Source organism: Duncaniella muris (genome assembly GCF_003024805.1).
GTDB lineage: Bacteria > Bacteroidota > Bacteroidia > Bacteroidales > Muribaculaceae > Duncaniella > Duncaniella muris.
In genome coordinates, this window is record NZ_PUEC01000011.1 from 30,715 (window position 1) to 43,189 (window position 12,475).

Below are 12,475 nucleotides of genomic sequence, written 5' to 3' on the forward strand. Positions count from 1 at the left end.
CAAGCTCTTTGTCCTTCGAGGCCTTGATGGTGGTCTTTTTCTTTTCCATGTCTTTTTATTTCTATGGTCTAATTGTTTATGATGCAAAGTTAAGGCCGGTGGTGTGCCTTATTGGCGCACAGGTGTGCTAAAATGAGTTAATAATATGCGGTCCGGCAAAATTTTTCAGATTGCTAAATTAGCGATTTTTAGGGAGGTTGTCAAAAAAATTAGAAATAAATAAAAATTTTTTTGATTTGCAGTGAACCATTCTGCGGGCGTGGTGTTTAATAAGTACATAGCAAAATTACTTTTTCCATTGCAAGAAATGTGATAATGATTGGTTTATAAAAGAATTAAAGCTGTCGGGAGACAGCTTTTTTCATGTCATTACGCCACCTGAGAGTAAAAAATATTGCCGTCCGAATAAAATTCGCCTTTGCGGTGAACTATTTTCCGGACGATATGTTTAATAAGTACATAGCAAAAATTACTTTTTCCATTGCAAGAAATGTGATAATGATTGGTTTATTAAACGAATAAAGGCTGTCGGGATGACAGCCTTCTTCGTTTATATACGTTTTGTGATTTCCTTCCGTGTCTGTTCAGCTTTGCCGTAAACCCTCGGCAAGCATGGCTATATCGCGGCTTGAGGGAGCCTGATAGACGCGCAGACCGAAGCGGTGGACTGCTGCCAGCACATGGTCCGTGACAGAGGCTGTAAACAGCTCGTAGGGCTTCCACGATGTAAGCGAGGTGAAGAAGTAAAGCTCCAGCGGAATGCCCTGGGGAGTGGGGGCAAGCTCGCGCACCATGTAGATCATGTTGTCGTTGGTCTTCAGTTCAGGCAGGCGTGAGATGTAGTGCTCAAGGTAGCGTCGGAACAGAGTCAGGTTGACATGCTGCGCTTCCGGGTCGAGATCGCCCCACCAGTCTTCTTCTTTCAGGCTGTCGATGGTCCGGCGGTCGCAGAAGCTTACGCTGTCAACATCAATTGTGACAGAGCGGTTTATGCGGCGTCCGCGCGAGTCAGACATGCCGCGCCAGTTCTGGAACGATTCGCTCACCAGAGAGTAGGGAGGCACGGTGACTATGGTCATGTCGAAATTCTGTACTTTCACGGTGGTGAGGCCTACTTCAAGCACAGTGCCGTTGATATTGCGCGCGGGCACCGTGATCCAGTCGCCGGGGCGGAGCATGTCGTTGAGCGTGAGCTGCACACCGGCCACCACTCCCATTATCGAGTCCTTGAACACCAGCATGAGCACCGTGGCTGCGGCACCGAGGCCGGTTATAACCGTAAGCGGATTCTTGTCGGCAAGGATGGAAATAATGATGATCACACCCACCGAGACGGAGATTACCTGGAGCATCTGCCTGATGCCTTTGAGCGAAGAGGCGCGCCCTGACGAGGAGCTTTCTATCAGCTCGTAGAGAGCCAGAAGGAAGCGGTTGACCAGATGGACTATGACGCAGACAATCAGTATGCGGAACGTGAGCGACGTAATGGTCAGCAATGTCGGATAAAGTGCGAGTGACGGCGGCAGGAAGGTCTGGAGCAGGAGCACACAGGCCAGTTCGGCTACCACGCGCAGCAGACGCGGGTTGAAGAGCACATCGTCCCACTTGGCTTCCGTGTGGCTGATCAGCCGGTCGATAGCCGGAATCACGTAGCGGGTGAGCGCATAGAACAGCAGCCAGGCGCATATGAGTATCGTCCCGGCTGTCAGTAAAGTGGCACAGGCGCGGAGCAGGCTGTCGCCCACTCCCCACCCGTGCAGTGTTTCGGAGGTCCATTTAAGGAACCCGGCTGTCAGCTCAGGCTCCATTCGGCACCGTCTTTAGTGTCTTTGACCGTAAAGCCGAGAGCGGCGAGACGGTCACGGATAAGATCTGACGTGGCCCAGTCTTTCGATGCTTTGGCCTTGGCTCTTACATCAAGAAGCAGCTCTACGGCTCCCTCGAAGGGCTTGAGGGCTTCGGCTGAGTCTCCTGCCATTTCGGTGCGGACACCGAGGATGTCGACAAGGAAGGTGTCAAACACGGTCTTCAGTTCGTCGATATCGGCCTGGGTCGCGGTTGCGTGTCCGTCTTTCACCTGATTGACCAGACGCAGGGCATCGAAAAGATTTGCAATGACCATAGGAGTATTCATGTCATCGTCCATCGCCTCATAGCATTTGCGGCGGATGTCGCTCACGTCGATTGTAGAGCTTTCTGACGGCGTCAGCTCCTGCAGTCGGCGATAACCTTCAAGCATGCGTCCGAGGGCTTTCTCAGAGGCTTTTAGAGCCTCGTTTGAGAAGTCGACGGTTCCGCGATAGTGGGCCTGGAGTATGAAGAAGCGTATGGTCATCGGCGAGTAGGGTTGTTCGAGCAGCGGATGAGTGCCGTTGAAGAACTCGTCGAGGGTTATGAAATTGCCCAGCGACTTGCCCATTTTCTTGCCGTTGATGGTGATCATGTTGTTGTGCATCCAGTAGCGCACGGTGTCATGACCGTTGTGGGCCACAGACTGGGCTATCTCGCATTCATGATGTGGGAACATGAGGTCCATGCCTCCGCCGTGGATGTCGAAGCTCTCACCGAGATATTTCTCGCCCATTGTAGAGCATTCAAGATGCCATCCGGGGAAGCCTTCGCTCCAGGGCGATGGCCAGTGCATGATATGTTCGGGCGCGGCCTTCTTCCAGAGGGCGAAGTCGGCGGGATGGTGTTTCTGATCCTGGCCGTCGAGCTCGCGGGTGTTGCTCAGAAGTTCGTCAACGTTGCGGCCCGACAGTTTGCCGTAGGGATGGTCTCGGTTGAATTTTGGCACATCGAAATAGACGGATCCGTCCGAGATATAGGCATAGCCGCTTTCAAGGATCTTTTTGATGTATTCGATCTGTTCGATGATGTGGCCTGACGCGTGAGGCTCGATTGAGGGCGGAAGCACGTTAAGAGCCTCCATAGCCTTATGGTAGCGGGTCAGATAGTGCTGCACCACTTCCATCGGTTCGAGCTGTTCGAGGCGGGCTTTCTTGGCTATCTTGTCCTCGCCGTCGTCGGCATCGTGTTCGAGATGGCCCACGTCGGTGATGTTGCGGACGTAGCGCACTTTGTAGCCCAGATGGCGCAGATAGCGGAAGAGTACGTCAAAGGTGATTGCCGGGCGGGCGTGGCCGAGATGGCCGTCGCCGTAGACTGTCGGACCGCAGACATACATGCCGACTTTGCCTTCATGCAGCGGTTTGAAAAGCTGCTTGGTGCGCGTCAGGGTGTTATAGATGGAAAAATTGTTTTCAATCAGATTCATAAGTCGCTTGCGTGATAGGGGGGGATCAGGCTTTTCCGCCCATGATGAAGGGGTTGGGGATCTCGCCGCCGGGGTTGCCGCCGCCGTTTACCGGGCGTTTGGGGCGGATTTCGCCGAAAGTAGCTTCGTATTTCTTCACATTTTCCATGAGTGCGCCGAGCAGGTTCTTGGCGTTTTCAGGAGTCATGATCACACGTGACTGCACTTTAGCCTGGGGCATGTTGGGTGCCATTGTGATGAAGTCGAGGAAGAATTCATTGGCACCGTGTGAAATCACTGCGAGATTCGAGTAGATGCCTTTGGCTACTTCGGGTGAAAGTTCGATCTTTATTTCGTTGGGATTGTTGTTTGCCATTGTCGTTTTAATTTTTTTGAGGTATAAGTTTATAAGATAAGATAGATCGGATGCTATGTTACGGGCTTGGTTGCCGTGTAGATACAGCATGTCCCGAAGGTCATCGGTATGAAGCGGGCTCCGGTAAAGCCTGCTTCTGCCATAAGGGCGCACATGCGCTCGCGCTGCGGCACTGCGGCTATTGATTCGGGCAGATAGCTGTAGGCGCGGACATCTTTGGATACAAGCCGCCCTACAGCGGGAATGATTCCGCGGGTGTAGAGCCTGTAGAACGGTCTGACAAACGCGGATGCGGGGGTGGAAAGCTCAAGGATCACTATCCGTCCTCCGGGACGTAAGACGCGCAACATCTCGCGGTAGCCTGCGCCGAGGTCCTGAAAGTTACGGACACCGTAGGCGCAGGTGACTGAGTCAAACGAGCCGTCGGCGAAAGGTAGCGCCAGGCAGTCGGCTATGCCGAGGCTGACGCATTGCTCCAGCCCCTGCTCCGCAACTTTGCGGCGGCCTATCTCGACCATTCCTTCCGAGAGGTCAACGCCTGTGACCCCGCACGGGTTCAGGCGGCGGGCCATCAATATGGCCAGATCGCCTGTGCCGGTGGCTATGTCAAGGATCTCTCCGTGGGGTTCATGGCGCAGGAGGTCAACGGCCTTGCGCCGCCAGATGCGGTCAATGCCAAAGGTCATCGCCCGGTTCATGAAGTCATAAGCCGGGGCGATGGAGTCGAACATCTCGCGCACCTGATCAGCCTTGTGGCGGGAGTCGGAGTTGTAAGGTGTGATCTCTTCTACTTTCAAGGATTCAGAGTGTTGAGGCAGTCGAGCACGTTGCGTGCGATGCGGTCGTCAAGATGCTCTTCGGGAGCGGGAACGAATTTCTCGCCGGTGATGTGTTCGTAAAGCTCGATATAGCGTTCAGAGACTTCATTGCAGAATTCATCGGTCATTTCAGGCACCTGCTGGCCTTCCTTGCCCATGAAGCCGTGGTCCATAAGCCACTCGCGCACGAATTCTTTGGAGAGCTGGCGCTGGGGTTCGCCCTTGGCGAGGCGTTCCTCATAGCCTTCGGCATAGAAATAGCGTGAGGAGTCGGGGGTGTGGATCTCGTCGATGAGGATGACTTTTCCGTCACGCAGGCCGAATTCATATTTGGTGTCGACGAGGATCAGACCTTTTTCAGCAGCCATTTCCGAGCCGCGTTTGAAGAGGGCGCGGGTGTAGGCGGCCATAGTGTCGAACTGTTCCTCGGTCACGATGCCCTGGGCGATGGCTTCCTCGCGCGAGATGTTTTCATCGTGTCCGGCATCGGCTTTGGTGGTCGGGGTGATGATCGGTTCGGGGAAACGCTGGTTTTCCACCATTCCTTCGGGGAGCTTGACGCCGCAGAGTTCACGCATGCCGTTTTTGTATTCACGCCAGGCGCTTCCTGCGAGATAGCCGCGGATAATCATTTCCAGACGCAGGCCTTCGCAGCGGTAGCCCACGGTCACCATCGGGTCGGGAACCGCAATCTTCCAGTTGGGAACGATATCAGCGGTAGCGTCGAGAAACGAAGCTGCGATCTGATTGAGTGCCTGCCCCTTGTAGGGTATTCCTTTGGGTAGAATTACGTCGAAAGCCGAGATGCGGTCGGTTGCGACCATGACAAGCAGATCGTCATTGATGGTGTAGACGTCGCGTACTTTGCCGTGGTAGACAGCGGTCTGTCCCGGAAAGTTGAAATCGGTGTTGACCAGGGTTGTAGCCATAGTGATTGGGAAAATGAATGGTTGTGTTTGTTGATTGCTGCAAATTTACAAAAAATTGCGGTAAAAAACCTGCCGCCACCGGAATAAACATGATGATTTTTCAGGCCGCTCTGTAAAGAGGCGTGAGCATCGCATGATTCCGTGTTGACGGCAGGTTTTATAATTTTCGATAGATTGCTGTCAGACAGCTTCTCAGAGTTTGATCTTCAGTGTGACGGGAGTGATGGAGCGTGACGAGACGCGCAGCAGCAGGATTCCTTCTGGCAGATGGGCGAGGCTTGTCTCGGCTGAAGAGATGGTCTGCATGGCTATGCGGCGACCGTCGATACCGTAGACCTCAAGCAGAGCGCCTATGCTGGTTTCGCCCACGCGGAGGCTGCGGCTCGCACTATCATAGTCTATTCGGTTGTCGACACTGATATTGCCGATCGAGCTTTCGCGGAAGTCATTGTCGGAGAGTTCGCCCATCAGCGAATTGAGCCACACTTCAAGCGCGGTGTAGCCCTCAGCGTTGACCAGGTTGTTGTCAGGTGTGGTCGGGTCGAGGTTGTTGGCCTTTTCCCATTCATCGGGCATTCCGTCACCGTCGGTGTCGGCCGGAATTGTGTAGTCGCTGCGGTAGGGGAAGAAGCCTTCTGCATCGGCTTCGGTGTCGATCATGCCCATCCCGGCGCCTGCGAAGTCACCGCTGAATGTGACCTTGCCGTTTTTCACATCGTCAGCCACACGGCGTTCTACTTTGTCGCGGTTGATGGTGCCTGCTTTCTCGACTACGGTCTTGAAGGCTTCTTCGGCGCTCTGTATGTCATAAAGCATATAGTTTTCCGGTATATATCTGCCGGTCGGACCGAGGGCGGAGTGCTGATACCAGGGGGTTGCGGTGACAATGCGCCGGTCGGCGCGGATGTCGGCAAGCGTGTAGCTTCCCTCAACGGCTATGGCAGTCCAGTTGTCGGCGTTGGCCGAGGGGAATCCTTCGGCTATATTGCCGTTGATATACCATTTGGCCGGGCCCCATGAAGTGGCTCCGCTGCGGGCATAGCTTGAGTTTACGAATTCGATGCGGGTCTTGTCTGACCATGGTCCGGGCTTGTAATAGTTGTTTATGAAGTTGCATTCATGGACTGAGTTCAGTCCGGTGTAGTTTGACACCGGAGCTGTGTTTTCGCCACCATAGCAGCCTCCGCGTTTGCCATAGTTGTAGTTGACGTTGTTGACATATTCCATGAACACCACGTGGTCCTCGCCGCGGGCTCCGTTGAAACGTGGCGAACGGGAATTGTTGTGGGCAAGAAGATTGTGGTGGTAGGTGGCAGGCGATCCGCCCCACTGGCAGGCATAGCCGCGCTCGTCTTTGACGTGGCCGGCGTTATAGAGGCCTTCGTGTAACATGGAATACTGCACGGTCAGGAAGTGTGAGTCGGCGGTGTTCATGTTTTCCTCTGTCGACCATCCGAAGGAGCAGTGGTCGAAAATAAAGTTCGAGCAGTTTTCGGCTCCGAGGGCGTTGTTGGCTATGATCTGGCCTGACATGTCTTTCTGCCCGATGCGGAAACGCATGTTGCGGACAATGAAGTTCTGTGATCCGCCAACGTTGAGTTTGTTACGGGTGATGACGATTCCTTCGCCGGGAGCGGTCTGTCCGGCCAAGGTCCAGTTGGCTCTTTTCACATTCAGGGGGCTTGCCAGAGCTATGTCACCGCTGACTTCGAAGATGATTGTCAGTGGCTCGCCTTTGTGCTGGTCGAATGCCCAGCGGAGTGTTCCGGCTGTGCCGTCATCGGCAGTCGAGGTGACTTTGACCACCTTGCCGCCGCGTCCGCCGGTGGCATATTTTCCGAATCCTTCGGCTGTCGGGAAGGCCATGAGACGGGCTGCCTCGCTTGCGCTGACGGCTTTCGTGGTGACGCCGTGGCGTGAAATGGATGCCACGCTGAATTCAGAGGCTTCTGCTCCGGCGGGGAGCGTATAGCTTGTCTCCACGCTCAGACAATCCATTTTGCCGTTGCGGTATATGATGTAACCCGCTGCATCTTCTCCGCTCTCCCAGGAAAATGACGAAGGGCTTATGGTGAAGTTGCAGGGTTCGGCGGTGCCGCTTAGTATTGTTTTGAAGTCAAAGGGTATCTCTGATGCTTTTTTGAACAGGAACTCAGGACTGATGTAGGCGGCGACTTCCGCGTCTGAAGCCTGGCTGGAGAAGGCGGCGCGGCGCGAAATGTCGGCCGGAGAGCCGTCGGCGTTGAGGTTTTTGTATTCGTAAAGCGACGCTGAGTTTTCCGATCCGTTCCAGTCTTTCCAGCCTTCAGCCTTTATGTGATTGCCGAGGCGGCAGTTCAGGAACATGCTTCCGGAATTCACCTTCCAGGGACGGCCGAGGTAATAGGTTGAGGCTCCTGTGCCTTCGCCGGCCATAATGTTGCAGCTGTTGAAGAAGAGCCCTGCGCGGAATGCCTGTGCAGAGAGTTCGGGATAGAATGTGCGGTTGAGGGTCAGTCCGGCTTCAGCAGGAGCGGTGATGTAGCCGCCATTGGGGTTGTAGAGGCAGATGATGTCGCAGCCTTCGAACCATTCCAGGCCTCCGTCATAGATGAAGTCAGTTGAGCCGCTGATCTTGCAGCCGGTGAAGTAACCGCGGGCACCGGTGTTGGCTTTATATGTGTCCTGGAAGCCTTCGAGGATGCAGTTTTTGAACAGATGGGCGTCAGCTGCGGTGTAGAGTGCTTCGGCCTGTCCGACATTGCCTGAGGTGTTGCGGATGGTGAGGTTTTCGGCGTAGAAGCGTTCGGTGAACACGTTGAGGGCCGCGCAGTCGGTGTAACTGTTGCCGCTTGAGCCTCCGCGGTTGACTGATGATGTCAGAATAGTCGTTGCGGCATCGGCGCCGATGAGGGAGATGAATTTATTGTGATTCTCCTTGGTGCCGGCGTAGATGTTTTCGTCATAGATGCCTGGAGCTATGTATATTATGCCTCTCGTTCCGTCAGGAACGGCGTTGATGGCGGCCTGTATAGTGCTGTAGTCGCCTGAACCGTCGGGATTGACATAGAGCAGGGTGACGGGCGCGTTTTCATCAGGCGCAGGCTTCTGGTTGCCTTCCTGGGTGAATCCGAATTTGCTGAGGTCGCTGAGTTCGCCCACATCTCCTACCGGATTGGCTTTGGCATAGTCGGCCTGCTCGGCGCTTATGCGGTCGCCGAATATCTGGAGCTTGTGAACTCTCGGTGCCTGCTTTGTTGCCAGCGGGTCTATGGCCTGCCAGTCAAACGGCGCTTTCTGCACCTGGTCATCGGCATTAGCCTTGCCGTCGCCGTCCCACACGCGCCAGCGCAGTGACACGTCATGGCGGTCAATGACATTTTCCATGAAGTAACCCTGGTCGGAGAATACGGTCCAGCCTTGTTTCTGCTTTTCGGAACCGGCCCAGACGAGCGGCTTCCACTCTCCGTCACCGATTTTGATGTCGCACTTTATGCCTCTGCCCCATGAAGTGGATGACCATGACCACTGGATGCGTTCCACATAAGGTATGTGGTCTATCTCCATCCATCCGTGGAGAGAGGAGGTCTTGTCAAGAGAGGCTCCACGACACATCTGCACGAAGCCTGCTTCGCCTTTGGCCGGACGGCCGTTTTCATAAACCACATTGTCTTCGAGCATCACCGTGTGGCCCGGACTTTTCCAGTCGTTGTACCCATAGTCGGGTCTGCCAGGGGCCGATTCATTGTGGTAGAACTGGCGGCTGAATGCGGCAGTAGCGGCCGCAGAACCTCCGTTTGATGCTTTGGTGGCAAAGGTGCAGTTGTGGAACAGCACCGGATAGGTCACTCCTTCTGTCCCGATGACCGGCACGTTTATTATGGCGTTGACATAGGTGTCATCAGCCCATTCCGGACACGCTCTTCCGGTCCATTTGTCCGGATTGGAGGGGTCCTTAGGCCATGTGTCGGGCCATGATGTGTCTGAAAAGTTTATGTCAATGATTTTGGGTGATGTTGAAGCGTTGCTCCACTTTTCAACCGCTCCATCCGGATCTGAGACGGCAGCACTTGCCGGCAGCGGTAGGCATTGCAGACCGGAGGCCAGGAGTGCTCCCGCCATTAAATAGCGGTAAATTTGTTTCATGTGTAATGATTTGGAAGGCATATGAAAGATAATTAAGGGTGTCGGATTATAATTGGTGTCTGATGTATAATTAAATAAATTGCCTGATGTCTGTTGAAAAAAACACTTGCCCAGGACCGTGTTTAGCCGGTCGGCAGGGCAAGCGTCTGTATTGTTGTTTGAAATTGAATGCGCTGGATGTGCTTTATTTTGCAGCGGCGTCTTTGGCGCGTTCGAGATATTTCTGCATGTCCACACCGATCTCGGCTCCGTAGTTGGGATATTCCTTTACGATCTGCTCGTAGACGGTGGCTTCAGCCTTGTAGTCTTTCTGTTCGCGGAGCACTGTGGCTTCCTTGAGAAGGAACGCGGGTGTGTAGTGGGGATTGTTGTCAGAGATCTTCACTGCGCTCTTGTAGCATTCGATGGCCTGGGGATACTGCTTGAGGTTTACATAGCAGTCACCTTCAAGTGATTTTGCAGCGGCGCCGATGATTGATTCTGTGGCATCATAATTTTTAAGGTGATTGAGCGCGTCCTCATATTTGCCCTGCTTGTAGAGAAGGATAGCGGCGTTGAGGTTGGCAAGGTTGCCGGCAGAGTAGCCGTGGTCGGCTGCCACCTGCTGGTATTTGGCGAGGGCTATCGAGTCGTTGCCCATCAGAAGTTCCATGTCGGCCTGGCCGAGGGCATTGTTGGCGGCGTTTTGTCCGGGCTGGCGGATGGCATAGACGTAGATCAGGACAGCTGCTACGACTGCGGCCACTGCGATGCACGACCATACGATGATTTTAGGGTTGCTCTGCACCTTTTCGCCGAGGCCGGTGAGAGTGTCGTTTACCTCGTCGATAGAGGTGTGGATCTGTTCGTTGTTGGGCTTGTTATTTGCCATTGTTATGTGATTCGTTTTTGATTTATTCAGATTCCGGTGCGACTAAAAGCCTTGTTTTTAGCTCGTTGTCGCGTTCCAAAGTGCAAAATTAATACATATTCTCCAATAAATGAAATTTTTAGCCTGATTTTTGACCGCTGTCTGTCGGATTCTTCACTGATTTTTGGTGTTCACATGTGTCAGGGGTTGCACAATTGAAAAATAATGTCTAACTTTGCACCCATAGTTCCGGGGCGTAGCGCAGTCCGGTTAGCGCACCTGCTTTGGGAGCAGGGGGTCGCGAGTTCGAATCCCGCCACCCCGACGAACATTTCAGCCGCAGGCTTCAGATCGCAAGATCCGAGGCCTGCGCTTTTTTATATAGGTGAGATGGCTGATTCATTGGCCTTATGCAAACCTTTGCCAAGGCGGGTGCGTTGAAAAAATAAGTCTGGATATGAATATACAAAAATAGGCTTATGAATATGAACAAGAAATCTGTCACTACGTCTGATGAATCGCCTGTAACGGCGTCAGGACGTAAGAAAATCGTATCGACGGCCAAAGGATCAGTCACTATGGCGGCTATGGCTGTCCTGATCGTTACGTCGATTCTGAGTCTTCGCGGGTTGCCGTCGGAGGCGAAATATGGCGTCCAGTCGATATTCTACTATCTTTTTGCGGCTTTGGTGTTTCTGCTGCCGTTTTCGCTGGTGTGTGCCGAGCTGGCTTCCACCTATACCAAGAGCGGAGGTCTCTACCGTTGGGTGTCGGAGGCTTTCGGTCCACGATGGGGTTGGACGGCCATGTATCTGGAGTGGCAGACAATAGTGATATGGTTCCCTACCGTGCTTATGTTCGGTGCAGCTTCATTAGCCTATATATTCTGGCCTGAAAGTTTCGATGCTGCCCTGGCTTCGAACAAGGTCTACACTATTGTGATAGCGATGCTGATGTATTGGATTGCCACATTCAACGCCTTCCGCGGACAGCGTTCGGCGAACCTGCTGAGTACCTGCGGCGGCCTGGTGGGCACCATCATTCCCGGCGCAGTGCTGATTGTGCTTGCCGTTCTCTATGTCTGCCTCGGCAAGCAGGTCAATCTCACCGACGTTTCGTTTTTCCCTGATTTCGGCAATGCCGGAACAATAGTCCTTGCCGCCTCGATATTTCTGTTCTATGCGGGCATGGAGCTTCAGGCTGTCCATATCAATGACATGAGCAATCCGGCGAGAGATTTCCCGAAGTCGGTTTTTCTCGCTATAATAGTGATTGTGGCTGTCTATGCGCTCGGCACTCTTGCCATAGGCATCATCATACCGTCAGACAACATCGACCTGCTGCAGTCGCTGCTTGTGGCTTATAAGTCTCTGTGGGCTTCGTTCGGACTGAGCTGGCTCGGCAATGTGATGGCTCTGCTTATTATGATAGGTGTGATAGGGCAGATCAGTGCTCTTGTCACCGGTCCGGCAACAGGCCTGATGGCCGTAGCGCAGTCGGGATATCTTCCGCGGTCACTTCAGACAGTGAACAAAAATGGTGTCAACAAGCCGATCCTCTTGATCGAGGGTGTGTTTGTGTCGCTGCTTTGCCTGGTGCTGATTGTGCTGCCTACCGTGGAGTCGGCCTATCAGATCATGTCGCAGATGGCCACCATTATATATCTGATAATGGTGCTGCTGATCTATGGAGCTTTTATCCGTCTGCGCCGTGTGGCTCCGGGCCGCAAGCGGGGATTCAGGGTCCCCGGAGGGAAAGCCGGTGAGGTGATTGTCTGTGGGCTCGGCATCCTCGGAGCCTTGCTTGCTCTTGTGCTGAGTTTCCTACCGCCGTCACAGATCTCTACTGGGTCGCCTGTGGTTTATGTGGGGATAATCATTATCGGTGTGGCTGTTTTCCTCGCCATTCCTCTTGTGGTCTATGCCAGACGTAAGCCGTCATGGCGTAATCCTGATGCTCATTTCTATCCTTTTGACTGGCAGATAGAGGGCCGCAAGCCTAACCAGGTGTCGAAGTGGGTTCCGGGCTATGAGCCTACCGAGCAGGAGGTGGAGGAGGCTGAAACCGTTGCCATAGCCCGCCACGGCAGTGAGCCACATATGTAGCGGCCTCAGTCATGGC

8 protein-coding genes and 1 tRNA gene are annotated in these 12,475 nt (G+C 53.8%); 2 read left to right on the forward strand and 7 right to left on the reverse strand.

Going from position 1 to position 12,475, the window contains the following annotated elements:
• Positions 1-584: 584 nt before the first annotated feature.
• From C5O23_RS06025 to C5O23_RS06055, 7 genes are all read right to left on the reverse strand, one after another.
• On the reverse strand, positions 585-1,808 hold the full coding sequence (locus C5O23_RS06025; protein ID WP_107032053.1) for a mechanosensitive ion channel family protein: 1,224 nt from the start codon (positions 1,806-1,808) through the stop codon (positions 585-587).
• On the reverse strand, positions 1,793-3,268 hold the full coding sequence (gene cysS, locus C5O23_RS06030; protein ID WP_107032094.1) for a cysteine--tRNA ligase: 1,476 nt from the start codon (positions 3,266-3,268) through the stop codon (positions 1,793-1,795). The genes C5O23_RS06025 and cysS overlap by 16 nt, the downstream gene beginning before the upstream one ends.
• 34 nt (positions 3,269-3,302) lie before the next feature.
• Positions 3,303-3,632, reverse strand: a complete 330-nt coding sequence (locus C5O23_RS06035) for a DUF3467 domain-containing protein (protein WP_107032054.1) — start codon at positions 3,630-3,632, stop codon at positions 3,303-3,305.
• Positions 3,633-3,685: 53 nt separating this feature from the next.
• On the reverse strand, positions 3,686-4,429 hold the full coding sequence (gene ubiE / locus C5O23_RS06040; RefSeq protein WP_240597705.1) for a bifunctional demethylmenaquinone methyltransferase/2-methoxy-6-polyprenyl-1,4-benzoquinol methylase UbiE: 744 nt from the start codon (positions 4,427-4,429) through the stop codon (positions 3,686-3,688).
• Entirely contained in the window at positions 4,426-5,379 is a 954-nt protein-coding gene (locus tag C5O23_RS06045; RefSeq protein ID WP_107032055.1) for a phosphoribosylaminoimidazolesuccinocarboxamide synthase, read from the reverse strand. Before C5O23_RS06045 ends, ubiE begins: the two co-directional genes overlap by 4 nt.
• Before the next feature lie 192 nt (positions 5,380-5,571).
• Positions 5,572-9,504: a pectinesterase family protein gene (locus tag C5O23_RS06050; protein WP_161553558.1), complete on the reverse strand. Its 3,933-nt coding sequence runs from the start codon at positions 9,502-9,504 to the stop codon at positions 5,572-5,574.
• Between the two features lie 184 nt (positions 9,505-9,688).
• Complete coding sequence (locus C5O23_RS06055; RefSeq protein WP_107032057.1) at positions 9,689-10,375, reverse strand: tetratricopeptide repeat protein; 687 nt, start codon at positions 10,373-10,375, stop codon at positions 9,689-9,691.
• Positions 10,376-10,604: 229 nt separating this feature from the next.
• Between C5O23_RS06055 and C5O23_RS06060 the strand changes: the two genes are divergently transcribed.
• Both C5O23_RS06060 and gadC read left to right on the forward strand, forming a co-directional pair.
• A tRNA-Pro gene (locus tag C5O23_RS06060) sits at positions 10,605-10,679 on the forward strand.
• A gap of 160 nt (positions 10,680-10,839) precedes the next feature.
• Entirely contained in the window at positions 10,840-12,459 is a 1,620-nt protein-coding gene (gene gadC / locus C5O23_RS06065; protein WP_107032096.1) for a putative glutamine/gamma-aminobutyrate antiporter GadC, read from the forward strand.
• Positions 12,460-12,475 lie beyond the last annotated feature (16 nt).